At 69.3% G+C, this 26,350-nt stretch carries 27 protein-coding genes; 12 read left to right on the plus strand and 15 right to left on the minus strand.

The genetic code is table 11. The features are described 5' to 3' along the window. Positions 1–287: 287 nt before the first annotated feature. Entirely contained in the window at positions 288–1,082 is a 795-nt protein-coding gene (locus GGR16_RS15235; protein WP_053193217.1) for a glycosyltransferase family 2 protein, read from the plus strand. Here the strand turns inward: GGR16_RS15235 and pgeF are convergent. From pgeF to lgt, 3 genes are read right to left on the minus strand one after another with little or no spacing between them, the layout of a single operon-like run. After that, complete coding sequence (pgeF, locus tag GGR16_RS15240; protein ID WP_183317114.1) at positions 1,072–1,884, minus strand: peptidoglycan editing factor PgeF; 813 nt, start codon at positions 1,882–1,884, stop codon at positions 1,072–1,074. The two genes, GGR16_RS15235 and pgeF, sit on opposite strands and share 11 nt — an antisense overlap. Beyond that, positions 1,881–2,993, minus strand: coding sequence for a class I SAM-dependent methyltransferase (locus GGR16_RS15245; RefSeq protein ID WP_019400360.1), 1,113 nt, complete (start codon positions 2,991–2,993; stop codon positions 1,881–1,883). The genes pgeF and GGR16_RS15245 overlap by 4 nt, the downstream gene beginning before the upstream one ends. After that, on the minus strand, positions 2,990–3,862 hold the full coding sequence (gene lgt, locus GGR16_RS15250; RefSeq protein WP_183317115.1) for a prolipoprotein diacylglyceryl transferase: 873 nt from the start codon (positions 3,860–3,862) through the stop codon (positions 2,990–2,992). The genes GGR16_RS15245 and lgt overlap by 4 nt, the downstream gene beginning before the upstream one ends. Before the next feature lie 210 nt (positions 3,863–4,072). Between lgt and GGR16_RS15255 the strand changes: the two genes are divergently transcribed. Further along, positions 4,073–4,351, plus strand: a complete 279-nt coding sequence (locus tag GGR16_RS15255; protein ID WP_019400358.1) for an accessory factor UbiK family protein — start codon at positions 4,073–4,075, stop codon at positions 4,349–4,351. Between the two features lie 306 nt (positions 4,352–4,657). On the opposite strand, the gene GGR16_RS15260 is transcribed toward GGR16_RS15255, so the two are convergent. Next, positions 4,658–5,902, minus strand: a complete 1,245-nt coding sequence (locus GGR16_RS15260; protein ID WP_183317116.1) for an MFS transporter — start codon at positions 5,900–5,902, stop codon at positions 4,658–4,660. Positions 5,903–6,014: 112 nt separating this feature from the next. On the opposite strand from GGR16_RS15260, the gene GGR16_RS15265 reads away from it, so the two are divergent. From GGR16_RS15265 to GGR16_RS15285, 5 genes are all read left to right on the plus strand, one after another. Continuing rightward, the gene (locus tag GGR16_RS15265) at positions 6,015–6,470 is read left to right on the plus strand and encodes a winged helix-turn-helix transcriptional regulator (protein WP_183317117.1); all 456 of its coding nucleotides are present in this window, start codon (positions 6,015–6,017) and stop codon (positions 6,468–6,470) included. 498 nt (positions 6,471–6,968) lie between these two features. Beyond that, on the plus strand, positions 6,969–7,469 hold the full coding sequence (locus tag GGR16_RS15270; protein WP_183317118.1) for a type III secretion system chaperone family protein: 501 nt from the start codon (positions 6,969–6,971) through the stop codon (positions 7,467–7,469). 108 nt (positions 7,470–7,577) lie between these two features. Then, complete coding sequence (gene proC / locus GGR16_RS15275) at positions 7,578–8,399, plus strand: pyrroline-5-carboxylate reductase (protein WP_183317119.1); 822 nt, start codon at positions 7,578–7,580, stop codon at positions 8,397–8,399. Positions 8,400–8,545: 146 nt separating this feature from the next. Beyond that, complete coding sequence (locus GGR16_RS15280; RefSeq protein WP_019400353.1) at positions 8,546–9,292, plus strand: TetR family transcriptional regulator; 747 nt, start codon at positions 8,546–8,548, stop codon at positions 9,290–9,292. Positions 9,293–9,469: 177 nt separating this feature from the next. Beyond that, positions 9,470–9,826: a tRNA-binding protein gene (locus GGR16_RS15285; protein ID WP_019400352.1), complete on the plus strand. Its 357-nt coding sequence runs from the start codon at positions 9,470–9,472 to the stop codon at positions 9,824–9,826. Between the two features lie 6 nt (positions 9,827–9,832). Here the strand turns inward: GGR16_RS15285 and GGR16_RS15290 are convergent, their stop codons facing one another. Genes GGR16_RS15290 through GGR16_RS15300 form a run of 3 tightly spaced genes read right to left on the minus strand, consistent with a single transcriptional unit; the run spans position 9,833 to position 12,470 of the window. Then, positions 9,833–11,176: an ATP-binding protein gene (locus tag GGR16_RS15290; protein ID WP_245258831.1), complete on the minus strand. Its 1,344-nt coding sequence runs from the start codon at positions 11,174–11,176 to the stop codon at positions 9,833–9,835. Between the two features lie 27 nt (positions 11,177–11,203). Continuing rightward, positions 11,204–11,914, minus strand: coding sequence for a response regulator (locus tag GGR16_RS15295; RefSeq protein ID WP_019400350.1), 711 nt, complete (start codon positions 11,912–11,914; stop codon positions 11,204–11,206). Between the two features lie 31 nt (positions 11,915–11,945). Continuing rightward, a complete protein-coding gene (locus GGR16_RS15300) occupies positions 11,946–12,470 on the minus strand; it encodes a MarR family winged helix-turn-helix transcriptional regulator (RefSeq protein ID WP_019400349.1) in 525 nt (174 codons plus the stop codon). 158 nt (positions 12,471–12,628) lie between these two features. Between GGR16_RS15300 and GGR16_RS15305 the strand changes: the two genes are divergently transcribed. Continuing rightward, positions 12,629–13,516, plus strand: coding sequence for a branched-chain amino acid aminotransferase (locus GGR16_RS15305; RefSeq protein WP_183317120.1), 888 nt, complete (start codon positions 12,629–12,631; stop codon positions 13,514–13,516). Positions 13,517–13,688: 172 nt separating this feature from the next. On the opposite strand, the gene GGR16_RS15310 is transcribed toward GGR16_RS15305, so the two are convergent. The 8 genes from GGR16_RS15310 to GGR16_RS15345 form a co-directional block, all read right to left on the minus strand. Beyond that, positions 13,689–14,168 (minus strand): molybdenum cofactor biosynthesis protein MoaE, encoded by a 480-nt coding sequence (locus tag GGR16_RS15310; RefSeq protein ID WP_183317121.1) that lies wholly within the window; start codon positions 14,166–14,168, stop codon positions 13,689–13,691. 4 nt (positions 14,169–14,172) lie between these two features. Further along, positions 14,173–14,424, minus strand: a complete 252-nt coding sequence (gene moaD, locus GGR16_RS15315) for a molybdopterin converting factor subunit 1 (protein ID WP_019400346.1) — start codon at positions 14,422–14,424, stop codon at positions 14,173–14,175. Next, complete coding sequence (gene pgsA, locus GGR16_RS15320) at positions 14,421–15,029, minus strand: CDP-diacylglycerol--glycerol-3-phosphate 3-phosphatidyltransferase (RefSeq protein ID WP_019400345.1); 609 nt, start codon at positions 15,027–15,029, stop codon at positions 14,421–14,423. Before pgsA ends, moaD begins: the two co-directional genes overlap by 4 nt. 48 nt (positions 15,030–15,077) lie before the next feature. After that, entirely contained in the window at positions 15,078–17,342 is a 2,265-nt protein-coding gene (uvrC, locus tag GGR16_RS15325; protein WP_246373089.1) for an excinuclease ABC subunit UvrC, read from the minus strand. A gap of 57 nt (positions 17,343–17,399) precedes the next feature. Then, a complete protein-coding gene (locus tag GGR16_RS15330) occupies positions 17,400–17,975 on the minus strand; it encodes a VUT family protein (protein ID WP_019400343.1) in 576 nt (191 codons plus the stop codon). Continuing rightward, positions 17,972–18,706: a 7-cyano-7-deazaguanine synthase QueC gene (gene queC, locus GGR16_RS15335; RefSeq protein ID WP_183317122.1), complete on the minus strand. Its 735-nt coding sequence runs from the start codon at positions 18,704–18,706 to the stop codon at positions 17,972–17,974. Before queC ends, GGR16_RS15330 begins: the two co-directional genes overlap by 4 nt. 7 nt (positions 18,707–18,713) lie before the next feature. Further along, a complete protein-coding gene (locus tag GGR16_RS15340) occupies positions 18,714–19,658 on the minus strand; it encodes a ribose-phosphate pyrophosphokinase (RefSeq protein WP_019400341.1) in 945 nt (314 codons plus the stop codon). 536 nt (positions 19,659–20,194) lie between these two features. After that, the gene (locus tag GGR16_RS15345) at positions 20,195–21,346 is read right to left on the minus strand and encodes a M24 family metallopeptidase (protein WP_183317123.1); all 1,152 of its coding nucleotides are present in this window, start codon (positions 21,344–21,346) and stop codon (positions 20,195–20,197) included. A gap of 162 nt (positions 21,347–21,508) precedes the next feature. Here GGR16_RS15345 and GGR16_RS15350 point away from each other — a divergent pair, with 162 nt between their 5' ends. From GGR16_RS15350 to ychF, 4 genes are all read left to right on the plus strand, one after another. Beyond that, positions 21,509–23,602 carry a mechanosensitive ion channel family protein gene (locus GGR16_RS15350; protein ID WP_183317124.1) on the plus strand — a complete coding sequence of 698 codons (2,094 nt, stop codon included), beginning with the start codon at positions 21,509–21,511 and terminating at the stop codon, positions 23,600–23,602. Positions 23,603–23,767: 165 nt separating this feature from the next. After that, positions 23,768–24,388 (plus strand): 50S ribosomal protein L25/general stress protein Ctc, encoded by a 621-nt coding sequence (locus GGR16_RS15355; protein ID WP_019400338.1) that lies wholly within the window; start codon positions 23,768–23,770, stop codon positions 24,386–24,388. A 154-nt stretch (positions 24,389–24,542) separates the two neighbouring features. Beyond that, a complete protein-coding gene (pth, locus tag GGR16_RS15360) occupies positions 24,543–25,157 on the plus strand; it encodes an aminoacyl-tRNA hydrolase (protein ID WP_183317254.1) in 615 nt (204 codons plus the stop codon). A 3-nt stretch (positions 25,158–25,160) separates the two neighbouring features. Further along, the gene (gene ychF / locus GGR16_RS15365; RefSeq protein ID WP_019400337.1) at positions 25,161–26,258 is read left to right on the plus strand and encodes a redox-regulated ATPase YchF; all 1,098 of its coding nucleotides are present in this window, start codon (positions 25,161–25,163) and stop codon (positions 26,256–26,258) included. The last annotated feature ends 92 nt before the right edge of the window (positions 26,259–26,350 follow it).

Consider the following 26,350-nt stretch of genomic DNA (forward strand, 5'->3'; position numbering starts at 1 on the left):
GCCTTCGCGGCATGCCTGCCCGGTTGCTGCATTGCAGCTATGCCTAACGAACACTTAAGAGGCCGCCGCGCGACACTTGTCGCCGGAAATGCCGGCGCGCGAAGCGAGGTGGAAGCGCGATCGCTCGCACCGGCATCGCCAGCCCCAACCCCGCTGCCGGCGGGCCGCCGCTTCGCAGGCTCGCGTTGCGCTGAAAAGCGACTCGCAGGGCGGCCTTGGACGGCGCGGGAGTCTTGCCGCGCGCGCACCCGCGTGCCAAAGGCAGGCTGGAACTCAGGGTGTGACACGTGAGCCTGCCTCTCTCCATCTTCGTCATCGCGCATAATGAAGCGGACCGCATCGGCCGAACGCTCGAGGCGGTGCGGCACCTGACGGATGATCTCGTCGTCGTCGATTCGGGCTCGACGGACGCGACCGTCGCCGTTGCCGAGGCGCACGGGGCCCGCGTCGTCTTCAATCCGTGGCCCGGCTACGGCCCGCAGAAGCGCTTCGCGGAGGACCAGTGCCGCCATCCCTGGCTGTTCAACATCGATGCGGACGAGGTCGTGCCGCCGGATCTCGCTGCCGAGATCGCGGCTTTGTTCGCCGCCGGCGATCCCGCCGCCGATGCCTATGAGACGCGGATCGCCGAGATCTTCCCGGGCGAGGCGGCGCCGCATCGCCTCGCCTACGCCCTGGCGCCGGTCCGGCTCTACCGGCGCAGCATGGGTCGCTATTCCGATTCGACGGTGCACGACCGGGTCGTGCTCGCCCCCGGCGCGCGCGTGCGCCGGCTCAAGGGCACCATTCACCACTTCTCGGTGCGCTCGCTCGGCGACCAGCTCGCCAAGCTCAACAGCTACACCGACGCCCAGGCGGACAATCTCGAAGAGCGTGGCGAGCGGGTCTCGATGCTGCGGCTCTACCTCGAATTTCCGGCAGCCTTCATCAAGGCCTATTTCGGCCGCCGGCACTTCGTGCGCGGGGTCTACGGCTTCATGACGGCGATGAACTTCGCCTTCTACCGCTACCTGCGCGTCGCCAAGCACATCGAGCGACGCCTGCTCGCCGAGGCCGCCGCGAAGGGTCGGCTCACGAAGTGAGCGTGATCGCCGCGATCAGCCGGCCGTAGTCCGGCTCGCCCCGGTGGGTCCCGCGGCGGTAGCTGTAGAAACGGTCCTCATCGGCATAGGTGCACAGGCCGAGGTCGACGAAACGGCCGACGCCGGCCGACGCCATGCGCGCACCGATGAAGCCCGGCAGGTCGAACATGGCATGGTCCGCCCGCTGCGCAGGCGTGAAGAAGCGCTCATAGGCCGGGTCGGCCGCGTGGAACTGGGCGACGAATTCCGGCCCGACCTCATAGGCTGATGCGCTGATCGTCGGCCCGAGCACGGCGGTGATGCGCCCGCGCTCCGCGCCGAGCGCCTCCATCGCCACGACCACCGCCTCGACGATGCCGGAAAAGGCACCGCGCCAGCCGGAATGGGCGGCGCCGATGACGCGCGCCTCGGGATCGGCGAAGAGCAGCGGCCCGCAATCGGCCGTGGAGATGCCGAGGCCGATGCCCGCCACCCGGGTCACGCAGCCGTCGGCCTTCGGCCGCGCATCCGCCGGCCATGGCGCCTCGACGGTCACCACGTCCGGCGAATGGACCTGGTGGAGGCCGAGGAGGCTCTCGGCCGGCAGCCCGAGCCGGGCCGCCATGCGGCGGCGGTTCTCGCGCACGGCTGCCGCGTCGTCGCGCGAGCCGGTGCCGCCGTTGAGCGAGCCGTAGATGCCGCCCGAGACGCCACCACGGCGCGTGAAGAAGGCGTGGCGGATGCCGCCGAGCGCGGCGAGCGCCTCCGCCTCGATCGCCTCCGCCGTCGCACTGTCCGCAAAGGCCCTGTCCGGTGCGTTCATGGTTCTTCCCCGCTTGCCTCGGCCGGTGTCGTCAGGCGGTCGAAGCCCGGCAGCATCGGCAGGTCCGGATGCGTCACCGCCATCACCTTGAACAATTCGCCCATCCCGGTGCGCCCGCCCTCCACCAGCCGCTGATGCTGGCCGGCAATGGCCCGGGCCTGATCGGGGCTCCCCGAGCGCTGCAGCCGCTCCGCCCGCGTGCCGAGGCCGAGCGCCTCGAGGAACACCCGCTGCGTGACGGGTCCCTGCAGCACGGCGCCGGCGGCGAGCGCCGCCCGCCCGAGGGCGGCGAAATCCACATGCGCCGTCAGGTCCGCCTCGCCCGGCTCGGCCAGCGGATCGACCGGCTTGTGATTCTTCATCGCCTGCAGCGTGTCGCCCGGCGCCGTCGCGAGATGGCCGTAGTCGATGGCGAGCAGCGCCCCGCCGTCGGCCGCGAGCCGCTGGGCGAGGGCGCGCATGATGCCGTGACCGACGAGCGGCACCTCCAGCACCGCCCCCTCCCCCGCCTGCTGCGTGAGGCGCGGCTCCGATTCCGCCGCAAGACCGAAGACGAGGCGCCCCTCCCCATCGAGGCCCACGAGCCGCTCGCGCCAGACGCCGCCCTGGCGCACGAACTGGCGCACCGGCAGGGCGTCGAAGAACTCATTGGCGACGATGACGGCAGGCCCCGGCGGCAGGTCCTCGACCCGGTCGTGCCAGTGGAGCGCCGCGACGCGCCCGGCGAGCGAGGCCTTCTGCGCGGCGCGCAGCACCGGGCTCGTCTCGACGAGATGGACGTCGACCGCTTCGGAGAAGCCGGGCAGCACGCGGCCGGCGCGCAGGAGATCCGCCATCAGCGTGCCCCGGCCGGGGCCGAGCTCGACGAGGCGGAGCTTGTCGGGGGCGCCCATCGTCTGCCAGACGGACGCCGCCCACAGGCCGATGAGCTCGCCGAACATCTGCGAGACTTCCGGCGCCGTGATGAAATCCCCCGCTCGGCCGAAGGGGTCGCGCGTCATGTAATAGCCGTGGCGCGGGTGGCCGAGGGCGAGCGCCATGAAGCGCTCGACCGAGATCGGCCCCTCGGCGGCGATGATGGCAGCGATCTCGCTCTTGAGCTGGCTCATGCCGCTGCTCCCGTTCCGCCGGCCGGCAGCGGCTCGCGCCGCAGGGCCCGCCAGATGAGGAAGAGCCCGGCGGCGAGCAGCGGCAGACTGAGCAGCATGCCCATCGTCACCCCGCCCTCGAGCGCCGAGACCTCGCGGCCGAAGAGGAAGCCGAGCTGCGGATCCGGCTCGCGGAAGAACTCGCAGACGCTGCGCGCCACCGCATAGCCGGCGGCGAAGACGCCGGCGACGAGGCCGGGCCGACGAAAGCCGGCGAGGCGCACGACGAGGGCCAGCAGCGCGAACAGGAGGAGCCCCTCCGAAAAGGCCTCATAGAGCTGGCTCGGGTGGCGCGGCACGGGCCCGCCGCCCGGGAAGATGACGGCATAGGGAAAGTCTGGTGCCGGCCGCCCCCACAGCTCCGCATTGATGAAATTGGCGATGCGGCCGAAGAAGAGGCCGATGGGCGCCACCGTCGCGGCAAGGTCGAACATGGTCAGGACCGGAAGCCCGCGCCGGCGCGCCAGCACGACGACGCCGAGCGCCGCCCCGAGAAGGCCGCCGTGGAAGGACATGCCCCCCTTCCACACCGCGAGGATCTCCGCCGGCTGCGCGAGATAGTGCGGCAGGTTGTAGAAGAGGACGTAGCCGAGGCGCCCGCCGACGACGACGCCGATCGCCGCATAGACGAGCAGATCGTCGAGGTCGGTCTGCGTCGGCCGCCGGTCCATCCCGCCCCACAGGCCCGGCTTGCGCACGAGGGCGCGCGCATACCACCAGCCACCGAGGAGCCCGGCGATATAGGCGAGCGCATACCAGCGGATGGCGAGCGGACCGATGCTGATGGCCACCGGATCGATCATGGGGAAGGCGATTGCGAAGGTGGGCATCTCGATCTCGTCAGCGGATCGTCCGGGCGGTCTTCGCGCGACTTTCCCGACCAGGGACGCGGCGTCAACCCCGCCGCGGCGGCCCGCGACGACATCACCGGCCATAGCACGGGAAACGGGGCCTGAGTGCGACAATCTTTTCGTGGGAAGGGGCCGCTCGCACCGCCGCACTTGTGCTATAGCCAAGCCAAACTGCGCGAGGAGGCAGCCATGACCCAGACCACCGGCCGGATTTTCGACGACATCGCCCGCCTCGTCACCGATGCCGCCGGCATGGCCGAGGGCGCCCGCCGCGAGCTGGAAACCATCGTCCGCGCCCAGATGGAGCGCATGCTCCGCAGCATGGACGTGGTCAGCCGCGAGGAGTTCGACGCCGTGCGCGACATGGCCGCCGCCGCCCGCGACGAGAACGACCGCCTCGCCGCCCGGATCGCCGAGCTCGAGGCGCGCCTCGCCCGCGACGAGCAGGACGCGGCGGAGCGGGAATAGGCAAGCGGCAGTCGGCAGTCGAGCCGATCGCACGCCGTCGCTTCCAAGAGCAACCTCGTGTCCCGGGCGCATGCAGCGCAAGCGGAATGCGACCCGGGACCCAGCACAAGAATCTGCCGAAGGCACCTTAGGATGGGCCCGGATGCACCGCAGCATTTCATGCCGCGGTGCATCCGGGGAACGAGCGCGTGCCTGGAGGTAAAGGCGGGCCACGCGCTCTGGCCAGTCCCGCTTGAGCCGGCGGGGCCCGCCCTGGCAAGGGGCGCGGCAAGCAGGCAAGGAACGGGCGAGACACAGCCGCTTCCGTCACCGCTGCAGCGTGAAGGCCCAGAAGAGGAGGGCCACCGCCGCGATGCCGGTTCCTAGCAGGCAGACGCCGGTCCAGCCCGCATAGGCATATATGGCCGTCGAGGACGAGGAGCCCAGTGCGCTGCCGATCGAATAGAAGACCATGTAGGCGGCGGTGAGCCGGCTCTGCGCCTCCGGCCGCACACGATAGATGAGGCCCTGGTTGGTCACGTGCACCGCCTGCAGGCCGAAGTCGAGGACGATGACGCCGAGGACCAGCCACAGGATGGAGTAAGGGAGAAGCGCGATCGGCAGCCACGAGACGAGCATGAGCGCGAGCGCGATCCCGGTGACGCGCTGTCCGAGCCCCCGGTCCGTCCAGTGCCCGGCCCGCGCGGCGCCGAGCGCGCCCGCGACCCCGGCGAGCCCGAAGAGGCCGATCATCGTGTGGGAGAGCGAATAGGGTGGCGCGCTCAGCGGCAGAACCAAGGGCGTCAGCAGCGTCGTGATATCCGCAAAGATCAACATGGCGAGAATAGCGCGGACGCGCAGTACCGGTTCCTCGCGGAAGAGCGTGGCGAGCGAGGCGATGAGCCGCGGATACGGGACGTGGGCGCCCTGCTTCGGCTGTGCCGGGAGGACGCGAACGAGGATTGCGGTGATGACGAGCGTAAGGGCCGCCGACAGGAGATAGACGGTGCGCCATCCGGAGACGTCGGCAAGAGCGCCTGCGACGGTGCGGGCAAGCAGGATGCCGATGACGATGCCGCTCGTCACCGTGCCGACAACCGCGCCGCGCTCGTCGGGCCGGGCGAGGCTCGCCGCATAGGCGACGAAAGCCTGCGTGATCACGGCGAAGAAGCCCATGGCCGCCATCGCGGCGAGCAGCGCGGCTCCGGTCGGGGCGAAGCCGACCGAAAGAAGCGCGAGGACCATCAGGAGGGACTGGATGATCACCAGCTTGCGGCGATCGACGAGATCGCCGACCGGCACGAGGAGGATCAGTCCAAGCCCGTAACCGACCTGCGTCGCACCCACGATGAGGCCGACGGTCGCGCGCGGCAGGTCGAGGTCGTCAGCCATCACGTCGAGAAGCGGATGGGCAAAATAGGCATTGGCGACGGCGAGCCCACTCGCCGTCGCAAAGAGCAGGGCGAGGGCGCGGGAGAGCGGCGCGCCGGCAGCCGCACCTGTTGCGGTTCCATCGAGGCGCGCACAGGCGCCGGCGGCGCCGGCGGGCGCAGCCGTGTGATCCGGTTGCATGTCGAGCTCCGTGCGGGATGAGTTTCAATATGAAACCGATTGATCGATAGCAATATCGGTTTTATTATGCAACCGTCATGACGACGGCAGTCACGGGAGCCCGCAGAGCGCCATGGTCAAGCGCAAGAGTCACAAGGGCGATTATTGTCCGAGCGCCCGCTCGCTCGACGTGATCGGCGACTGGTGGTCGCTGCTGATCGTCCGTGATGCCTTCGACGGGCTGACACGCTTCAGCGAATTCCAGAGGAGCCTCGGCATCGCCAGGAATATCCTGGCGACCCGCCTGCGCGCCCTCACGGAGCGAGGCATTCTCGAGACCGTGCCCGCCGCCGAGGGCGCCCGCCAGGAATATCGGCTGACCGAGAGGGGGCGCGATCTCTTCCCCGTCATGGTCGCCTTGCGGCAGTTCGGCGAGCGGCACCTCTTCGCGCCGGGCGAAAAGCATTCGCAGCTCGTCGAACGCGCCACCGGCCAGGCGGTGCGGCTCGACATCCGCACCGAGGATGGGCGCCCGATCGGCCCGGACGAAGCCGTCATCCTCAAGGTCCCGGAAGCAGGCCAGGCCTGACGTCCGGGCTTGACGGTTTCGCCAGCTGTCGCAGGTCGCGGTTCCGCTTTCCGGCCTGCGCAAGGCGAGCGGAACGTGAACCGGCCCCCAGCGCAGAGTGAAGGCGGACTGCACACGCCGGCGCCCCGCCTTGCGCTGCAGCATTTACGCTGCACTGCCACCAATCGCCGAGCGCGTGCATACCGCCGCCCGGCCGCCCCCTTCATCCGTTGTGGACAGGCCGGCGGCACCGGTTGTGGCCCGGGCCCGAATCTCCGAGCGTTCAAACGTGTTCTGTGCGTCGGGACTCCGGCGCGCTATAGTCGAAGAGAAAGGTGATTCGTCGCAGGCGTTCGGTCTATTCGGATCAGTGCCTGTAACGAATACGTCGTTGGCGCGATATCTCTTCGAAATATAGCGGCAACGGCGTGGTCGCGTCGCCCGTGTACTGCGTTGCTTCACGGCAGCCGGGCTCATGGCCGGTTGCCCGAACCGTCCGAGCGAGCCGAGGTATCGGCAATGACCCACGTCGAGTTTGATTACGAACGCAGCGAACACCCGCTCGATGTCGTCGAGCGGCTCGCCTTCATCAACGACTGGGCCTTCGACCGGGCCGAGGACGACGAAATGTCGATCTCGGTGGCCGGCGTCTGGGCCGAGTATCATATCGCCTTCACCTGGATCGAGGACGTCGAGGCGGTGCATGTCGCCTGCGCCTTCGACCTCAAGGTGCCCGAGCGGCGCAAGGCGGAACTGCTGCAGCTCGTCTCGCTCATCAACGAGCAGCTCTGGGTCGGCCATTTCGACCTGTGGAGCGCGCAGAACGTCGTCATGTTCCGTCACGCCCTGCTCTTGAGCGGCGGTGCGGAGCCGACACGCAGCCAGTGCGAGAGCATGCTGCGCACCGCCCTCGAGGCCTGCGAGCGCCACTACCAGGCCTTCCAGTTCGTGCTCTGGGCCGGCAAGAGCGCCCGCGAGGCGCTGGAGAGCGTCCTGTTCGAAACCGAAGGCGAGGCCTGACGCCGCAGCCGGACAGGTCGCGGTGGCAAGTTGCGCCGCCGCGGCCTACAACAGCGGGCATCAGGCCGCGCCCTCGGCGCAGGTCGATCTTCTTCGGATAGGGGCCCGATGTCTCTCGTATTTCCCGAAACCCTGGTTCTCGTCGGCGCCGGCAAGATGGGCGGCGCCATGCTCGACGGCTGGCTCGCCAACGGCCTTGCGCCGGAGGCCGTGACCATTCTCGACCCGCACCCCGCGCCGGAGATGACGGCGCTCGCGCGCGAGAAGGGCCTCAGGCTCAACCCGCCGCTCGCCGAGGTTGATCCACCGGCCGCCCTCGTCCTCGCCATCAAGCCGCAGTCGCTCGATGCGAGCGCCGACACCATCGCGCGGCTCGCCGGCGCCGGGACGCTCGTCGTCTCCATTCTCGCCGGCAAGACCATCGCCAACCTGCGCGCGCGCCTGCCCGCGGCCGGCGCCATCGTGCGCGCCATGCCGAACCTGCCGGCCGCCGTGCGCCGCGGCGTCACCGCCGCCGTCACCGGCCGCGAGACCAGCCGCGAGCGGCGCATCATTGCCGACAGCCTGCTCAAGGGCGTCGGCACCGTGGAATGGCTCGACGACGAGAGCCTGATCGACGCGGTCACGGCCGTGTCCGGCTCCGGCCCGGCCTATGTCTTCCATCTCGCCGAATGCCTCGCCGAGGCGGGAGCGGCCGCCGGCCTGCCGCCGGACCTCGCCGCCCGGCTCGCCCGCGCCACGGTGGTCGGCGCCGGCGAGATGCTGCGCCAGACGGAGCTCGCCCCGGCCAAGCTGCGCCAGAACGTCACCTCCCCCGGCGGCACCACGGCCGCCGCCCTCGACGTGCTGATGGCCAAGGACGGGCTGCAGCCGCTGCTGACGAAGGCCGTCGCGGCAGCCAGGAAACGCGCCGGCGAACTGTCCGGCTGACAGAGATATGAGAACGCTGCCGGCCGCCATCGCCGGCAGTCGACGGGCTGTCGGGGCGCGCAATCGCGCCCTGCAGGCACGATTCCCCTTCCGATGCCGGCAGCAATGCCTATCTTGAAGATAGACCGTGCATCGAGGAGGACGACATGGCAGCCAAGGCCACCGAAAAGGCGCGCGACATCCGCGGTGACATCGTCGAGGCCCTCATGCGCCTCGCCGCCGAGCGGGACTGGGACGCGATCCGCCTCTCCGACATCGCCGCCGAGGCGGGCGTGACGCTCGCCGAGTTCCGCGGCGCCTTCGGCTCCAAGGGCGCCGTCCTCGCCGAGTTCAGCCGCCGCATCGACAAGGCGGTGCTTGAGGCCATGCCGGCGCCCGATGCGCCCGACAGCATGGCGGACCAGCCGGCCCGCGAGCGCGTCTTCGACGTCATGATGCGCCGGCTCGATGCGCTGACCCCCTACCGGGCCGCCCTCAAGCGCCTGTCCCGCAGTCTCCGGCGCGAACTGACGGCCCTGCCGGAGCTGGCGCGGCTGACGCTCAATTCCCAGCGCTTCATGCTGGAGGCTGCGGGCATCGACACGGAAGGCTCTATGGGGCAGGTGCGCCTGCAGGGCGCCGTCCTCGTCTACGCGCGCGTGCTCGACACCTGGTACGACGACGACGATCCGGCGCTCGCCGCGACCATGGCGCGCCTCGACCGGGAGCTGACGCGCGGGGAGCGCATGCTGCGCTGCGCCGAGGATGCCTACCGTCTCGCCGCCCCGTTCCGGGCCGCCGCACGCGTTTTCTGCGAGGGCCGCGCCCGCAATCGCCGCTATTGGCGCGAGCGGGCGCGCAGCCGCCGCGACATCGACGGCGACGACAACGAATCCTTCGCCCCGGCCATCTGACCCGCATCATTCGGGCCCGCCGCAGGATCTGCTGCGGCGGGCCCGGATGCGGCATCTTCTGTCACCATCGGCCGTTTCTCCACGCCGACGTTGGGATGCGTTGCGCGATGCTCTTGCATTGGAGCGTCGCCGGCGGCACATGCGGCGACGCCCGCAACCGATGGAGAATTCCTGCCGATGTCGACTGCCCTCGCAAGCGAACGCATCACCTTCGACGATTTCCTCAAGATCGACATCCGCGTCGGCACCATCGTCGAGGTCGCCCCCTTCCCGGAGGCCCGCAAGCCGGCATTCAAGCTCGTGATCGATTTCGGCGGTGACATCGGGCGCAGGAAGTCGTCGGCCCAGATCACCCAGAACCACGGGCCCGAGGATCTCGTCGGCCGGCAGGTGCTGGCGGTCGTCAACTTCCCGCCGCGCCAGATCGGCCCCTTCATGTCCGAGGTGCTGACGCTCGGCGTGCCGGACGCGGCCGGCAACGTCATGCTCATCGGCCCGGACCGCGCTGTGCCGAACGGCGGGCGGCTGTACTGAGGCCTGCTAGACGGGTATGCGCACCATCGCCCGGAGGCCGCCCAGCGGGCTGTCCATCAGCGTCACGTCGCCGCCGTGCGAGCGGGCGATGTCGCGGGCGATGGCAAGGCCGAGGCCGGTGCCGCCGTCGTCGACGTTGCGCGCCTCGTCGAGGCGCACGAAGGGCTTGAACACCTCCTCGCGCAGCTCCTTCGGCACGCCGGGGCCGTCGTCGTCCACCGTGATGATGAGCCAGCGCAGGTCGCGCAGGGCATTGATGGCGATGTTCTCGCCGTGTCGCGCCGCATTGGCGACCAGGTTGACGAGGAGGCGCCGGAAGGCGTCCGGCCGTACGGTGACGACGAGGTCGTCGGCCACGGTCACGCTCGTCGCATGGCCCTGGCGCTCGAGATCGGCCTGCAGGTCCTCGAGCAGGTCCCGCATGTCGGTCGGCGCCGGCTGCTCGCCGGCATCGCCGCGCGCGAAGGCGAGATAGGCCTCGAGCATGCGCGTCATCTCGTCGACGTCCTTGCGCAGGGCCTCGACGTCGGGCGTGTCCTCCAGCATGGCGAGCGACAGCTTGAACCGCGTCAGGATGGTGCGCAGGTCGTGGCTGACGCCGTTCAGCATGGTCGTGCGCTGGTCGATGGCCCGCTCGACGCGCTGCTTCATCTCGAGGAAGGCCTGGCCGGCCCGGCGCACCTCGCGCGCCCCGCGCGGGTGGAACTCGACCTCGCGGCCCTTGCCGAAGGCCTCGGAGGCGTCGGCGAGGCGCAGGATGGGCTTGATCTGGTTGCGCAGGAAGAGGATGGCGACGGCGAGCAGCACGAGCGATGCCGTCACCATCCACACGAGGAAGATGTGGGAGTTCGACGCATAGGCGAGGCTGCGCCGTGCGATGATGCGCATCACCACCTTGTCGAGCTTGATGCGGATCTCGATGAGGTTGGAGCGCCCGACGGTGTCGATCCAGAACGGGCGCGCCACCTGCTTGCGGATCTCGTCGGAGAGCACGCTGTCGAGGATGGAGAAGAAGGGCTTCGGCCCCGGCGGCGGCAGCTCCTCGCCCGGCAGGATGTCGACGTCGAGCCCGAGGTCCTGGGCCGCGATGCGCGTGAGGATCGTCGCCTCCGCATCCTGCGGATAGCTCTCGTAGACGTGGATGAGCGCCGCGACGTCGCCCGACACGGCGGACGACAGCCGCCGCGTGACGAGCTGCCAGTGCCGCTCCATGAAGACATAGGCGACGACCGACTGCAGGATGACGACCGGCGCGATGATGATGATGAGCGAGCGGGCATAGAGGCCCTTCGGCATCATCGAGCCGACCCAGCGCAAGGCCCGGTGGAAGAAGGCCGACGGTCGACCCATCGCACTGATCAGGCTCATGAGGTCACGTCATTCGTCCACGAGCAGCCGGTAGCCTATGCCGCGGACGGTCTGCAGATGCACCGGGTTGGCCGGGTCACGCTCGATCTTGCGGCGCAGCCGGTTGATCTGCACGTCCACGGTGCGCTCGCTGGCACCGGCCCCGAGCCCGGCGAGCGCCTCGCGCGGCACCTGCTGGCCGGGGCGCGAGCCGAGGATGCTCAGGATCTCCCGCTCCCGGTCCGTGATGCGGATGATCTCGTCGCCGCGGCGCAGCTCGCCGCGGTCGAGGCGGAAGGTGAACTCGCCGAAGCGGATGGCATCGGCCGGCGCCTGGGCGCCTTCGCCGTTGCCCGCCCGCCTGAGGATGTTGCCGACGCGCAGCAGGAGCTCGCGCGGCTCGAAGGGCTTCGACAGATAGTCGTCCGCCCCGATCTCGAGCCCCTTCACCCGGTCGCCCGCATCCGCCCGCGCCGTCAGCATCAGGATCGGCATGCCCGACAGCAGCCGCAGGCGCTTGGCGAAGTCGAAGCCGTTCTCGCCGGGCATCATGATGTCGAGCACCATCAGGTCGAACACCATGTGGCCGAGCCGCGTCTCGGCCTCGGCCGCATTGGCGGCCGGCGTCACGCGGTAGCCGTTCTCGCTGAGGAAGCGTGTGAGGAGATCGCGCAGGCGCCTGTCGTCATCGACCACGAGAATGTGCGGCGCATCGTCCGCCAGCGAAATCGCCCTTCGCATCCGTCAATCCCCGACAGGCGGCACCCGCCCGTCACTGCCCCTTCCGTTCGCCCGCACCGTACACGAGGCGCGCCACGTGGTCGCGATCGTTTTCGTCGATCATGGCGAAAAGAAAGCGCAGCGCCGCCTGCCTGTCATCCTCGCCGCACCGGTCGATCGCCCGGCGGATGCGCTCGCCCTGCATCCGGGAGAGCGCGAGCGCCAGGTCGCGGCCCTTGACGGTGGGGAACAGGAGGCGCTGGCGCCGGTCCTGCACGCCGGTGCGCTGCTCGACGAAGCCCTTCTCGACCAGCTCCTTGAGCACGCGGTTGAGGCTCTGCTTGGTGATGCGCAGGATGTCGAGCAGCTCGGCGATGGTCAGGCCCGGCTGGCGGTTGACGAAATGCAGCACCCGGTGATGGGCCCGCCCGAAGCCGTAGTCCGTCAGAATGCGGTCGGGATCGCTGACGAAGTCGCGATAGGCGAAGAACAGAAGCTCGATGACGTCGAAACACGACTGCGTCTCGGCGGGGTCGGTCGCAGCCGCGGGCGGCGCCTCGGCAAGGGCTCCAGACAATGCGTCACTCCGTTACGTCAGCCTTATTGACATATCTCAAGCTGATTGTTACTCGTCAAGCGCGATCCGCGAAACGAATGAACTTTGCCGGGCTTTTTTGGGTAGCATTCTGACCCTCCGGCACTGAAAGCGGACGAGGTCGTGAGGAGAATCTCCCAATGTCAGTCATTCCGTTCGATCAGCGTGAAGGTGTCATCTGGTTCGATGGCAAGCTCGTCCCCTGGCAGGACGCGACGCTGCACGTACTCTCCCACGGCCTGCACTATGCCTCCTGCGTGTTCGAGGGCGAGCGCGCCTACGGCGGCGCCATCTTCAAATCCACCGAGCACTCGCAGCGCCTGAAGAAGTCGGCGGAATACCTCGATTTCGAGATCCCGTTCTCGGTCGAGGAGATCGACGCCGCCAAGCGCCTGGTGCTGGAGAAGAACGGCCAGGTCGACGCCTATGTGCGCCCGGTCGCCTGGCGCGGCTCGGAGATGATGGGCGTCTCGGCCCAGCACAACAAGATCCACCTCGCCATCGCCACCTGGGAATGGCCGAGCTATTTCGACCCGGCCCAGCGCCTCAAGGGCATCCGGCTCGACATGGCCGAGTTCCGCCGCCCGGATCCGGCGACGATCCCGTGCAAGTCCAAGGCCGCCGGCCTGTACATGATCTGCACGATCTCCAAGCACAAGGCCGAGCGCAAGGGCTATGCCGACGCCCTGATGCTCGACTGGCGCGGCCAGGTCGCCGAGTGCACGGGCGCCAACGTCTTCTTCGTGAAGGACGGCGCGCTGCACACGCCGACGCCGGACTGCTTCCTCGACGGCATCACCCGCCGCACGGTCATCGAGCTCGCCAAGCGCCGCGGCTTCGAGGTCGTCGAGCGCGCCATCCTGCCGGGCGAGCTCGAGGGCTTCTCGGAGTGCTTCATCACCGGCACCGCCGCCGAGGTGACGCCGGTCGCCGAGATCGGCCCTTACACCTTCGTGCCCGGCGCCATCACCAAGGCCCTGCTCGAGGACTACATGGCCGAGGTGCAGCCGAAGGCCAAGGCGGCGTAAGAAATTGCAGCGGGCGCCTCCGGACGCCCGCCCGCCTCTGCGATGAACGATATATCCAGCGTCATGGCCGGGCTTGTCCCGGCCATCCACGTTTTTTAACCCGGCACGGCCTGTTGAAGACGCGAATGCCCGCGACGAGCGCGGGGCATGACGAGCGGGTTACGCCGTTCCCTCAATCCCAGCGCGTCGTCGCCTCGTCGTCCTCCTGCCGTGGCGCCACCCAGCCGCCGCTGGTGCCGTCGGCGAGATGCTCCTTCTTCCAGAAGGGCGCGCGGGTCTTCAGGTAGTCCATCAGGAACGACGCCGCCTCGAAGGCCGCCTGCCGGTGAGCCGAGGCGGTGACGACGAGCACGATGTTCTCGCCGGGGCGGATGAGACCGTAGCGGTGGATGACGCAAAGGCCCTTCAGCGGCCAGCGCCGCTCCGCCTCCGCGGCCACGCGCGCGATCTCCTCCTCCGCCATGCCGGGATAATGCTCGAGCTCGAGCGCCACGAGGCGCCCGCCGTCGTTCCGGCACACGCCGGTGAAGGTGACGATGGCGCCAATGTCATGAGGGCCGGTCTCCCGGGCACCAGCATCCCCGCCGGCCTGCACCGCCGCCACTTCCGCCGCGACATCGAAATCGGCCGACTGGACGCGGATATCGGCCATGGCGTCAGCCGCCCGTCATCGGCGGGAAGAAGGCGATCTCGCCCGCCCCCGCGATCGGCGCATCGGGCTTGACGTGGCGCCGGTCGATGGCCGCGCGCACGATATCCGGCTCGGCGAAGGCATGGGCATATTCCTCGCCCCTGCCCTTGAGCCAGCCGGCAAGCTCGGCCACCGTGCGCACGTCGTCGGGCGGCGTCACGATTTCCTCGGTCTTGCCGACCCGCTCGCGCACCCAGGCGAAATAGACGATTTTCATGACCGCCGCGCGTCCTCCTCGAGGAGATGCTTGATCCCGGCCTTCATATAGTCCCACCCGGTGTAGAGCGTCAGCATCGCGGCGAGCCACAGGAGCACGATGCCCACCGTGACCGTGCCGGGCAGCACCCGCTCGCCGGCCGGGCCGGCGACGAGAAAGCCGATGGCGAGGAGCTGGAAGGCCGTTTTCCACTTGGCGACGCGCGTCACCGGCACGCTGACGCGCAGCTCGGCCAGGAATTCGCGCAGGCCCGAGACGAGGATCTCGCGGCACAGGATGATGATGGCCGCCCACATGCTCCAGCCGCGGATGGTCCCGTCGGAGGCGAGCATGAGGAGGCACGCCGCCACGAGGAGCTTGTCGGCGATGGGGTCGAGCATGCGCCCGAGCGCCGATTGCTGCGACCAGGCACGCGCCAGCCAGCCGTCGAGATAATCCGTCACCGCCGCTGCGATATAGAGGCCGAGGGCGATCCACCGCGTCCACACGTCCTCCGGCCAGAAAAGGCAGACGACCACCGCCGGCACGGCCGCGATGCGGCCATAGGTCAGGAGATTCGGCAGGCTCAGCGCGCCATTCCGGCGCGTGGTGGTGGTCTCACTCATCGGGGGCGAGCAAACCTTTTCTGTTGCGGTGCGTCAACCTCGGGCAGCTTATCGCCCGTCCGTCTCGTGGAAGAAATCATAGACGAGTCGCGCGGTGGCGGCATTGATCCCGGGCACGCGCTGCAGGTCGTCGAGCGAGGCGCGCGAGACGGCCTTCGCCGTGCCGAAGTGGTGCAGCAGCGCCCGCTTGCGCGCAGGGCCGACGCCGGCGATCTCGTCGAGCGGATTGCGGCCGATGTCGCGCTTGCGCTTGGCCCGGTGGGTGCCGATGGCGAAGCGGTGCGCCTCGTCGCGCAGGCGCTGGATGAAATAGAGCGCCGGATCGCGCGGCGGCAGGCGGAAGGGCTCGCGCCCGGGGATGACGAAGGTCTCGCGCCCGGCATCACGATCCGCTCCCTTGGCGACGCCGACGAGCGGCACGTCCGTGATGCGGAGCTCGGCGAGCACCTGGCGCGCGGCCTCGAGCTGGCCCTTGCCGCCGTCGATGAGCACGAGGTCCGGCCAGGCGGGAAAGGCTTCGTCCTCATCCCTGTCCGTTTCCGGCGGGAGGTCCGGAAGGCCGGGCGCGACCTGATCCTCCCCCACAGGGGGAGGTGGCGGCCGCAGGCCGACGGAGGGGGCCTGCGCGGGCGCCGCAGAGAGCACCCCACCCGTCTCGGTCCTTCGGACCGATCCACCCTCCGCCGGAACTCGGGCTTGCCCGAGTTCCGCACTTGTATGCGCAAGTCGGGAATACCCGACTTGCGAAGGGGAGGGATCGGCACCTGTCTGCTCGAAAATGCCCGGCTCGTCCGCCTCCCCCCGCGGCGCTTCCTTCAGCAACCGCGCGAACCGCCGCTGCATCACCTCGCGCATCATGCCGTAGTCGTCGCCGGGCGTGAGGTCCTGCGAGCGGATGTTGAAGGTGCGGTAGTGGCTCTTCATGAACCCGTCCGCGCCCGCGACGATCATGGCGCCGACGGCGTTTGTGCCGGAGATGTGCGAGTTGTCGTAGACCTCGATGCGCCGCGGCGCCTCGGCAAGGCCGAGCGCCTCGCCCACCGCGGCGAGCAGCTTGCGCTGCGAGCTCGTGTCGGCCAGGCGCCGGCCGAGGGCCTCGCGTGCGTTCTGCGCCGCATGCGCCACAAGGTCGCGCTTCTCGCCGCGCTTCGGCGCCGCGATCTCGACGCGCTGGCCAGCGCGGGCCGACAGGGCGTCCACGAGCAGGTCGCGCTCGGCCGGCTCGTGCGAGACGAGCACGAGCCGCGGGCACGGCTTGTCGTCGTAGAACTGGGCGATGAAGGAGGTCAGCACCTCCTCCGGCGGCAGGCTCTTGTCGGCTTTCGGGAAATAGGCGCGGTTGCCCCAGTTCTGGTGATTGCGGAAGAAGAATACCTGCACGCAGAACTGCCCGGCCTGCTCGTCGAGCGCGAAGACGTCCGCCTCCTCGACGCCCTGGGGGTTGATGTCCTGGCTCGTCTGCACGGCCGACAGCGCCGCGAGACGGTCGCGGTAGCGGGCCGCGCGCTCGAATTCGAGCGCCTCGGAGGCCGCCTGCATCTCGCCCGCCAGCATCTCCTTCACCGCGCTGGAGCGGCCGGAGAGGAAGCCGCGCGCCTCCTCGACGAGATGGCCGTAATCCGCGAGCGATATCTCCCCGGTGCACGGCGCCGCACAGCGCTTGATCTGGAACAGCAGGCAGGGGCGCGTGCGGTTCTCGTAATAGCTGTCGGTGCAGGTGCGCAGGAGGAAGGCGCGCTGCAGGGCGTTGACGGTGCGCGTCACGGCCCCGGCATTGGCGAAGGGGCCGTAGTAGTTGCCCTTGCGCGTGCGTGCGCCCCGGTGCTTGACGAGCTGCGGCGCCGCGTGGTCGCCGGTGATGAGGATATAGGGGAAGGACTTGTCGTCGCGCAGCAGCACGTTGTAGCGCGGCCGCAACTGCTTGATGAGGTTGGCCTCGAGCAGCAGCGCCTCGGTCTCCGTCTGCGTGGTGACGAATTCCATGGCCGCCGTCTCGGCGATCATCCGCATGGTGCGGTGGCCGCCGTGGCCGATGCCGCGCATGTAGTTGGCGACGCGCTTCTTGAGGCTGCGCGCCTTGCCGACATAGAGCACGTCGCCGGCGGCGTCGATCATGCGATAGACGCCGGGGCTGTTGGGCAATGTCTTCCAGAAATCGCGGATGACCTCGGCGCCGGCGCGCACGGAGGCGGGCGCATCGGCGACGAGATGCTCGATCTCGCGCAGTTCGCCCCCGTTCTCGCCCACCTCCACCAGGACAGCCTCGTCCTGCGGCGCGGGCCCCCTTCCACTCTTCGAGTCGTCCGCCGTCATAGCGATGAGGTGACGCCGCGCGGACGGAAGGTCAAGAGGCCGCCGGGGAATGCGGCATCACGCCGGCGCGAGGCCGATGCGGGCGTCGCGCTGGCGCAGCCAGTGGATGAAGGGTACGGCGAGAAGCACCATCCACGCCTTGCCGATGACCTGGCCGGCGAAGAAGTCGAGGCTGCCGAAGGCGAGCTGCAGGAAGACGGCACTGTCGACGACGAGGCCGACGACGCTCGACAGCACCACCGCCGTGACGAAGCGCTTGCGCTGCAGCGGCGTGTAGACGGCGAAATCGGCCAGTTCCGACAGGAGGAAGGCCGCGGCCGAGGCCATGACGATGGCCTGCGGCGCGAGCAGCGCCGAGAGCGCCGTGCCGACGACGATCGCCCCGAGCGCCGCCTTGGCGCCGAGGCGCCGCTGCACGATGTCGCGCGCGACGAGCGCGAGGCCGATCATCAGCACGCCGCTCGGCGCCATGATGCCCGGCGCGACCGGGATGAGGCACGGCCCCTCCGGCACGCAGACCGTGCCGGCATTGCCGATGAGCCAGTTGGCGGCGGGGATGGTGAGGCCGAAGAGGAGGAGGGCGATGATGCCCTCGAAATGCTTCTGCCGGATCCTGTCGGTCGTCGGGTTCATGGTCCGTCGTTGTCTTCCGCGTTGCGCCCGGCGCGCCATTTCGCCCAGCCGGCGGCGCGCAATTCGCAGGCCGGGCAGGTGCCGCAGCCATAGCCCCAGTCGTGGCGGCGCGAGCGCTCGCCAAGGTAGCACGTGTGCGTCTCCTCGACGACGAGGTCGAGGAAGTCCGCGCCGCCGAGCCTCTCGGCGAGCGCGAAGGTCTCCGCCTTGTCGCGCCACATCAGCGGCGTGTGCAGCACGAAACGGCTGTCGGTGCCGAGATTGATGGCGACCTGCATGGCCTTGATCGTATCGTCGCGGCAGTCGGGATAGCCGGAATAATCCGTCTCGCACACGCCGAGCACGATATGGCGCGTCCCGCGCCGATAGGCGAGCGCCGCGGCAAAAGTGAGGAAGATGAGGTTGCGGCCGGGGACGAAGGTCGTCGGCAGGCCGTTCTCGCCCGTCGCGATCGCGACCTCGCGCGTCATCGCCGTGTCGGAGATGGCGCCGAGCGCCGCAAGCGGCACGAGATGGTCGGGGCCGAGCCGCCCCTCCCCCATCGCGCCCGGCCGGGCGAGGCGCTCGCGGATCACCCCGCGACAGGTCAGCTCCACCGCATGGCGCTGGCCGTAGTCGAAGCCGATCGTTTCCACATGGGCGAAGCGCTGAAGCGCCCAGCCGAGGCAGACGGTGGAATCCTGCCCGCCGGAAAAGAGGACGAGGGCCTTGTCGTCGGCGAGCCCCGGCATCGAACGATCAGTCGAACAGGCTGGAGACGCTCGATTCCGTCGCCGTGCGGCCGATGGCCTCGCCGATGAGCGGGGCGATGGTGATGACGCGGATGTTCGGCGCCACCTTCACGGCCTCGGTCGGCTGGATGGAATCGGTGATGACGAGCTGCTTGAGGCGCGAGGAGGAGATGCGCGACACGGCGCCGCCGGAGAGCACGCCGTGCGTGCAATAGGCGTAGACCTCGCGCGCGCCCTTGGCGAGCAGCGCATCGGCGGCGTTGCACAGCGTGCCGCCGGAATCGATGATGTCGTCGACGAGGATGCAGGAGCGGCCCTCGACATTACCGATGATGTTCATCACCTCCGACTCGCCCGGCCGCTCGCGGCGCTTGTCGACGATGGCGAGCGGCGCGTCGATGCGCTTGGCGAGCGCACGGGCGCGCACCACGCCGCCAACGTCCGGCGAGACCACCATGACATTGGCGAGGTCCATGTGCTCGCGGATGTCGCGCACCATCACCGGCGCACCGTAGAGGTTGTCGGTCGGGATGTCGAAGAAGCCCTGGATCTGCCCGGCATGCAGGTCGAGCGTCAGCACGCGGTCGGCGCCGGCGCGGGTGATGAGGTTGGCGACGAGCTTGGCCGAGATCGGCGTGCGCGGGCCGGGCTTGCGGTCCTGCCGGGCGTAGCCGAAATAGGGCAGCACCGCCGTGATGCGGCGGGCGGAGGAGCGGCGCAGCGCATCGATGATGATGAGCAACTCCATCAGGTGGTCGTTGGCCGGGAACGAGGTCGACTGGATGACGAAGACATCCTCGCCGCGCACGTTCTCCTGGATCTCGACGAACACCTCCATGTCGGCGAAGCGCTTGACCTGGCAGGTCGCGAGCGGCACCTCGAGATAGTTCGAGATGGACTCGGCGAGCGGACGGTTCGAGTTGCCCGCGACGAGCTTGATCGAGGGTTTCATCCAGCGCGTTCCCGTAGTTTGAGCGGAGCTGTGGAACTAGAGCCTGGCCGTCTGCCACGGGTCGCGCTGTCACAACCCGGACATATTGGTCTGCGCGGCTCTTATCAGCGATGGCGCGGGTGAACAATAGCACTTGTGCTGCGGCGCGGCATCTGGATGGCGGCCATGCTCGGCACGCGCGGGGCTATCCGTGGATGGCAAGGCCGGCGGGACATGGACCACAGCACGTTACTCTCCCCGCGTGCGGGAGGCGCCCACGTTAGGCAGGAGAGCTGCGGTGATCCTCGCCCTCGAGGGGGAGGTGGCGCTGCGAAGCAGCGACGGAGGGAGACACGCAACCGCATTGTGCGCGTCGTTCCCGTCCTTGACCCCGCCCGTCTTGGTCCTTCGGACCGATCCACCCTCCGCCGGGACTCGGGCTTGCCCGAGTTCCGCACTTGTATGCGCAAGTCGGGAACACCCGACTTGCGAAGGGGAGGGATCACCGCCGCTCGCGTCATACGCGGTCGCTCCAGCAGATGGAGCGACACCCGCTCTCAGCGCAGGACGAGGTCGAGCGAGGCCAGGTTCAGCGCCTCGGGCGCGCCCTCCGTCACGAGATAGGTGCGGCCGAGGCACATGGCGGTGCCGCCTTGCGAATCCATCAGGATCATGTGCACGAACATCACCATGCCCGGCACCAGCGGCCAGTCGTTGTCCTCGTAGAACATCGGCCAGTCCATCCACGACGGGGTGAACTTGGCGCCCAGCGAATAGCCGCAGGCGTTGAGGCGGTGGCGCGTGAGCCCCGCCGCGTCCAGCGCCTCGGCATGGGCTGTGAAGACGTCCCCGGCCGTCTTGCCCAGCCGCATGGCCGCCTCGCAGGCGAGCAGCGCCTCCTGCGCTGCCCGGTGATAGGTGAGATGCTCGGGCCGCGGGTCGCCGATGACGAGCGTGCGCATGGCGGCGACATGGTAGTGCCGGTAGACGCCGGCGAATTCGAGCGTCAGCTGGTCGCGCGCATCGAGCACGCGGCGGCCGCTCTTGTAGCGGCACAGCAGGGCCTCGCGCCCGGAGCCGATGATGAATTCGTTGGCGGGATAGTCGCCGCCGCCGCGGAAGATCGCCGCGTGCTGCGCGGCGAGGATCTCGCCCTCGTCGGCCCCGGCCCGCGTCAGGGCGATGGCCGCCCGGTCGGCCTCATCCGCGAGCACCGCCGCCCGGCGTACATAGGCGAGCTCCTCCTCCGACTTCACCGCCCTCAGGCGCGTGACGACGAGCGAGGCATCCGTGAGCTGCGCAAGGCCATCGAAGGCGGCGTCGAGCCTGCGGCCGTTGGCGGCGACGAGGCCGTAGGATTCGTACTCGACGCCGATGCGCTTGCCGGCGAGGCCCTTCTCGGCCGCGATGGCGCTGAGCTCGCCCGCCGGGTCGGCATCCCGGCCGTCCTTCCAGATGCGGATGTCCTCGATATTCGAGGTCAGCTCCGCCTGCCGCAGGTCGGCGGAACGCGTGAGGAGGACGATGTCGCCGCCGGCCGTGACGAGAAGGCTCTGGAAGAAGCAGAAGCCGAAGGTGTCGTAGCCGGTCAGCCAGTACATCGATTCCTGCTGGAACAGGAGGAGCGCGTCGAGCTTCTCCCGTTCCATCGCGGCAAGCAGGCTCTCCTTGCGGCGGGCGAATTCGGCTGGCGAGAAATGCAGGGCCATACGGGTTCCTCGCGGGGTGGACCGGGCGGATGCGATCCACTCATCAATGCCAGCTTCGGCCCCGCCCCGTCGAGGCCGCATGGCGCTTTCAGCAGTAAGAATTCCTTGTCTTCTGCACGCTACAGGCATCATCCTGTGGCAACTGATGTTTCGGGGACGGGAATGCGTGCAGCGGCAGGGCTCGGATCGGGGTTGATCGCCGGCAACACCGCCGATGCGCATGCCGGCCCCCTTGCCGGTGGCGGCGAAGGCTTCATCGACGCACTTGCCATGCACATCGGCCAGGCGGGGCGCGCCCTGTGGGACGTGCTCGTTGCGACGCCGCAGATCCCTTCCGCCTTTGCCGACGTCTGGCGCGCCATGGCGGCCGGCGTCCCCGACGCCGGCACGCTCCTCGCTCTCGCCGTCCTCATCGGTGCCGCGGTGCTCTTCGTTCCCACCCTGGTGTGGCGCCTCGCCGGAGGGGTGGAGGTTCATGCGGATGACGACGGGCGGGCGCGGCTGAAGAAGGCCGTGCGCCGGCTCGTCGTCGACGCCGCCGGCCTCGTCGCCATGGTCGCGGCCGCCGCCTTGCTCGCCCGGCTGTTCCTGCGTGGCGACACACCGGTGCATGCACTTGCCGTCGCCATTGTCGGCACGGCCGCTCGCTGGCGGCTGGCGATGCTGCTGCCGCTCATCCTCCTGCGCCCTCGGGAGCCGCAGCTGCGCCTCGTGGCCGTCGGAGAGGAGCGGGTGCGCGCCGTGCTCGTCGGCGCCGGCGCGACGCTCGCCATCCTGCTCGCCTTCTACACGCTCATGCCGGTCTTCGTCCGCGCCGGGATGGCCCCTCCGCCGGCACAGGCCCTCGGCGTGCTCGTCGGCACGCTTGCCGCCGCGGCCGCCGGCGCGACGCTCGCCCGTTTCTTCGCCCACGCCGCCGAGGTGCCGCGTCCCGTCGTCCTCGGCACCGATGCGATCGTCGTCCTCGTCTGGGTGGCGTGGATCTACGGCATCGTCGCGCTCGACTTCGACCTCTATCACGCCGCTGCCTTCTCGGCGCTGCTCGCCCTTGTCGTGGCGGCGCTCGACCGCTTCCTCGCCTATGCCATCGCCTGCTGCCGCCCACGGGAAGCTCCGCAGACGGCCGCGGCCGAGGAGCCCTCGGCCGAACTCGCCCTCGTGGCGGATGCGGAGGCGGCGGATGCAGCCGAGGCGGAGGCCGCCGTGCCCGATCCCGGTTCGCCGCATCTCATGCAGATCCTGGTCACGGCGCGGCGTATCGTGCTCGCCGTCACCATCACCGTATTCGCGACCTTTTTCGTCCGGCTCTGGGTGGTCGAGATCCTCGCGCTCGTCAGCCAGGAGCTCTGGTACGCCTGGCGCGAGGCGCTCCTGACGGCGGTCGGCATCCTCGTCGTCGGCTACATCCTGTTCGAGCTGCTGCGCGGCTGGGCACGCCTCAAGTTCGCCCCGCGGACGCACGGATCGGCGGACGATCATGATGCCGCCGGCCTGCCGCGGCCGGCGGGGCGGCTCGCCTCGGTCCTGCCGCTGCTCGAGGGCTTCGTCGGCGCGCTCATCGTCGCCACCGCCATCCTCGTCGCCTTGTCGCATCTCGGCGTCAACATCGGCCCGATCCTCGCCGGCGCCGGCATCTTCGGCCTCGCCTTCAGCTTCGGCTCGCAGGCCCTGGTGCGCGACATCGTCTCCGGCATCTTCTATCTCGCGGACGACGCCTTCCGCGTCGGCGAATACATCCAGGCCGGCAGCCACAAGGGCATGGTCGAGCGCATCTCCGTACGCTCGCTGCGCATCCGCCACCAGAACGGGCAGTTCCACACCATTCCCTATGGCCAGCTCGGCGCCGTCACCAACTTCAGCCGCGACTGGGCGACGGTGAAGTTCAACCTGCGCCTCGCCCGTGATGCCGACGTCGAGCAGGCGCGCAAGATCGCCAAGAAGATCGGCCAGGACCTCCTGGCCCACGAGGAATACGGCAAGGACTTCATCGGACCCGTGAAGATGCAGGGCGTCGCCGACGTGCAGGAGAACGCCCTCGTCTGCCGCTTCAAGTTCACCGTCAAGCCCGGCCGGCAGGCCCTCATCCAGCGCGAGGCCGTCAAGCGCCTGTTCAAGGGCTTCACCGACGCCGGCATCCGCTTCGCCTCCAATGCGGTCGTCGTGCAGGGCGGTGACGGCCGGGGCGACACCTCCGCCGCCGCGGCGGCCGACCTGTCGCGCCATCTCGCCGAGGAACGGGCACAGGCGCAGGGCTGAGGCCCGGCCACGCAGCGTTGCAAAATCGAGGACTTGCTGCTAAAGGCAACGCGCGCCCGCCAGACACCCCTGGAGGCACGGGTGCGCCACACATGTTCGGATGAACGTGAATGGCCGTGCGCGAGCACGGCCGTTTCTGTTCCGTGACCACAAAGGATCGAAGCCATGTCCGCTGTCAAGCAGCTCAAGGCCTCGGCTCGCGAGCGGGTCGGCAAGGGGGCCGCCCGTGCCGTTCGCCGTGAAGGCCGTGTTCCCGCAGTCATCTACGGTCTCGGCGAAGCGCCGCAGCCGATCGCGCTCGACTTCAACGAGACGAAGCGCCTGATCTTCTCCGGCGGTTTCCTCACGACCCTGTTCGAGATCGACGTCGACGGCAGCAAGACCCGCGCCATCCCGCGCGACTTCCAGCTCGACCCGGTGAAGGACACGCCCCTCCACGTCGACTTCCTGCGCGTGACGCGCGACGCCACCGTCAACGTCGAGGTGCCGGTGCACTTCCTCAACCAGGAAGCTTCGCCCGGCCTGAAGCGCGGCGGCACGCTGAACGTCGTGCGCCACACGGTCGAGCTCGTCGTGCCGGTCGATGCCATCCCGGATGCGATCGACATCGACCTCACCGGCCGTGAGATCGGCGATTCCATCCACATCTCGGCCGTCAAGCTGCCGGCCGGCGCTTCGCCCGTCATCCAGGACCGCGACTTCACCATCGCGACCCTGGTCGCGCCGTCGAAGCTCGCCGCCGAGGCGGCCGAGGAAGCGGCCGCCGGCGAGGCCGAGGAGAAGTAATTCTCCCACGCGGGGGCGGGCCTGTTCGTCCGCCCCGGCTGCCTTTCCCCGCGCCGCGGCCCGGGGTTCGAATCCGGCGCATGACGGCCGCGCCTTGCCGGCCGCGCCGGGTTCCGGGAGCATCATGTGCTCCCTTCGCTCACGGGGCTTCGCCATGCTGCTGTTCGTCGGGCTCGGCAATCCGGGCGCGCGCTATGCGCGCAACCGCCACAACATCGGCTTCATGGCCGTCGACGAGATCGCCCGCCGGCACAATGCCGGCCCGTGGCGCCGTCGCTTTCAGAGCGAGGTGGCCGAGGCCGTCGTCGGCGGCGAGCGCCTCCTGCTCATGAAGCCCCAGACCTACATGAACGAATCGGGCCGCGCGGTCGGCGAGGCGCAGCGCTTCTTCAAGGTCGCCCTCGCGGACATCGTCGTGTTCCACGACGAGCTCGACCTCGCGCCGGCCAAGCTGCGCATCAAGACGGGCGGCGGCATCGCCGGCCACAACGGCCTGCGGTCGATCTCCGCCCACGTCGGCAACGACTACCGCCGGGTGCGCCTCGGCATCGGCCACCCCGGCGACAAGGCGCTCGTGCACAGCTATGTGCTCAACGACTTCGCCAAGGCGGAGGAGCCTTGGGTCGAGGATCTCACGGGCGCGGTGGCTGAATTCGCGACGCTCCTTGCCAGGGGCGAGGACGCCAGTTTCCAGAACAAGGTGCATCTGGCCATGGATGCGCGGGGTTGGGGCGACGTGAAGCGCCCGGGCGAACGCGCCGGAGGATAGGTGATGGGTTTCAAATGCGGCATCGTCGGCCTGCCGAACGTGGGCAAGTCGACGCTCTTCAACGCGCTCACGCAGACGGCGGCGGCCCAGGCGGCCAACTATCCCTTCTGCACCATCGAGCCGAACGTCGGCGAGGTGGCGGTTCCCGACCCGCGCCTTACGGCCCTTGCCGGGATCGCCGGCTCGGCGCAGATCATCCCGACGCGGCTCACCTTCGTCGACATCGCCGGCCTGGTGCGCGGCGCCTCCAAGGGCGAAGGCCTCGGCAACCAGTTCCTCGCCAACATCCGTGAGGTCGACGCCATCGCCCATGTGGTGCGCTGCTTCGAGGACGGTGACGTCACCCATGTCGAGGGCAAGGTCGACCCCATCGCCGACATCGAGACGATCGAGACCGAGCTGATGCTCGCCGATCTCGACAGCCTCGAGAAGCGCGTCACCGCCCTCGAGAAGAAGGCCCGCGGCGGCGACAAGGAATCGAAGGAGGCGCTCGACCTCGTCGCGCGCGCCCTCACCCTGCTGCGCGACGGCAAGCCGGCCCGGCTCGTCGAGCGCAAGCCGGAGGAGGAGCGCGCCTTCGACATGCTCGGCCTCCTGACCTCGAAGCCCGTCCTCTACGTGTGCAACGTCGACGAGGGCTCGGCCCACGAAGGCAACGAGTTCTCCGCCCGCGTGTTCGCCCGCGCCGCGGAGGAAGGGGCCAAGGCCGTCGTCGTCTCGGCCAAGATCGAGAGCGAGATCGCGGTTCTGCCGGCCGAGGAACAGGCGGAATATCTCGCCGCCATCGAGCTCGAGGAGCCCGGCCTCAACCGCGTGATCCGCGCCGGCTATGAATTGCTCGGCCTCATCACCTATTTCACGGTGGGCCCCAAGGAGGCGCGCGCCTGGACCATTACCCGCGGCACCAGGGCGCCGCAGGCCGCCGGCGTCATCCATACCGACTTCGAGAAGGGCTTCATCCGGGCCGAGACCATCGCCTATGGCGACTATGTGACGCTGAAGGGCGAGGCCGGCGCCCGCGACGCCGGCAAGCTGCGCCTCGAAGGCAAGGACTACCAGGTCGCCGATGGCGACGTCCTGCACTTCCGCTTCGCGAACTGAGGCAGTCGGCAGTCGGCGGAATTGCAGACCGCCGCCGCCAGGCACAACCTCGTTTCCCGGACGCATGCAGCGAAGCGGAATACGCGCCGGGA

Source organism: Chelatococcus caeni (assembly GCF_014196925.1).
GTDB classification, from domain to species: Bacteria; Pseudomonadota; Alphaproteobacteria; order Rhizobiales; family Beijerinckiaceae; genus Chelatococcus_A; species Chelatococcus_A caeni.

What these genes read in the sequence shown, in the direction of transcription:
- GGR16_RS15280 (WP_019400353.1), top strand. Translation starts at nt 8,546, where the DNA reads ATGGCAGCCAAGGCCACCGAAAAGGCGCGCGACATCCGCGGTGACATC.
- GGR16_RS15305 (WP_183317120.1), top strand. Translation starts at nt 12,629, where the DNA reads ATGTCAGTCATTCCGTTCGATCAGCGTGAAGGTGTCATCTGGTTCGAT.
- moaD (WP_019400346.1), bottom strand. Translation starts at nt 14,424, where the DNA reads ATGAAAATCGTCTATTTCGCCTGGGTGCGCGAGCGGGTCGGCAAGACC.
- GGR16_RS15245 (WP_019400360.1), bottom strand. Translation starts at nt 2,993, where the DNA reads ATGAGCCAGCTCAAGAGCGAGATCGCTGCCATCATCGCCGCCGAGGGG.
- GGR16_RS15285 (WP_019400352.1), top strand. Translation starts at nt 9,470, where the DNA reads ATGTCGACTGCCCTCGCAAGCGAACGCATCACCTTCGACGATTTCCTC.
- GGR16_RS15350 (WP_183317124.1), top strand. Translation starts at nt 21,509, where the DNA reads ATGCGTGCAGCGGCAGGGCTCGGATCGGGGTTGATCGCCGGCAACACC.
- GGR16_RS15290 (WP_245258831.1), bottom strand. Translation starts at nt 11,176, where the DNA reads ATGGGTCGACCGTCGGCCTTCTTCCACCGGGCCTTGCGCTGGGTCGGC.
- queC (WP_183317122.1), bottom strand. Translation starts at nt 18,706, where the DNA reads ATGCCGGGGCTCGCCGACGACAAGGCCCTCGTCCTCTTTTCCGGCGGG.
- ychF (WP_019400337.1), top strand. Translation starts at nt 25,161, where the DNA reads ATGGGTTTCAAATGCGGCATCGTCGGCCTGCCGAACGTGGGCAAGTCG.
- GGR16_RS15345 (WP_183317123.1), bottom strand. Translation starts at nt 21,346, where the DNA reads ATGGCCCTGCATTTCTCGCCAGCCGAATTCGCCCGCCGCAAGGAGAGC.
- GGR16_RS15295 (WP_019400350.1), bottom strand. Translation starts at nt 11,914, where the DNA reads ATGCGAAGGGCGATTTCGCTGGCGGACGATGCGCCGCACATTCTCGTG.
- lgt (WP_183317115.1), bottom strand. Translation starts at nt 3,862, where the DNA reads ATGCCCACCTTCGCAATCGCCTTCCCCATGATCGATCCGGTGGCCATC.
- GGR16_RS15270 (WP_183317118.1), top strand. Translation starts at nt 6,969, where the DNA reads ATGACCCACGTCGAGTTTGATTACGAACGCAGCGAACACCCGCTCGAT.
- proC (WP_183317119.1), top strand. Translation starts at nt 7,578, where the DNA reads ATGTCTCTCGTATTTCCCGAAACCCTGGTTCTCGTCGGCGCCGGCAAG.
- uvrC (WP_246373089.1), bottom strand. Translation starts at nt 17,342, where the DNA reads ATGACGGCGGACGACTCGAAGAGTGGAAGGGGGCCCGCGCCGCAGGAC.
- GGR16_RS15355 (WP_019400338.1), top strand. Translation starts at nt 23,768, where the DNA reads ATGTCCGCTGTCAAGCAGCTCAAGGCCTCGGCTCGCGAGCGGGTCGGC.
- GGR16_RS15260 (WP_183317116.1), bottom strand. Translation starts at nt 5,902, where the DNA reads ATGCAACCGGATCACACGGCTGCGCCCGCCGGCGCCGCCGGCGCCTGT.
- pth (WP_183317254.1), top strand. Translation starts at nt 24,543, where the DNA reads ATGCTGCTGTTCGTCGGGCTCGGCAATCCGGGCGCGCGCTATGCGCGC.
- GGR16_RS15255 (WP_019400358.1), top strand. Translation starts at nt 4,073, where the DNA reads ATGACCCAGACCACCGGCCGGATTTTCGACGACATCGCCCGCCTCGTC.
- GGR16_RS15310 (WP_183317121.1), bottom strand. Translation starts at nt 14,168, where the DNA reads ATGGCCGATATCCGCGTCCAGTCGGCCGATTTCGATGTCGCGGCGGAA.
- GGR16_RS15330 (WP_019400343.1), bottom strand. Translation starts at nt 17,975, where the DNA reads ATGAACCCGACGACCGACAGGATCCGGCAGAAGCATTTCGAGGGCATC.
- GGR16_RS15340 (WP_019400341.1), bottom strand. Translation starts at nt 19,658, where the DNA reads ATGAAACCCTCGATCAAGCTCGTCGCGGGCAACTCGAACCGTCCGCTC.
- GGR16_RS15265 (WP_183317117.1), top strand. Translation starts at nt 6,015, where the DNA reads ATGGTCAAGCGCAAGAGTCACAAGGGCGATTATTGTCCGAGCGCCCGC.
- pgeF (WP_183317114.1), bottom strand. Translation starts at nt 1,884, where the DNA reads ATGAACGCACCGGACAGGGCCTTTGCGGACAGTGCGACGGCGGAGGCG.
- pgsA (WP_019400345.1), bottom strand. Translation starts at nt 15,029, where the DNA reads ATGAGTGAGACCACCACCACGCGCCGGAATGGCGCGCTGAGCCTGCCG.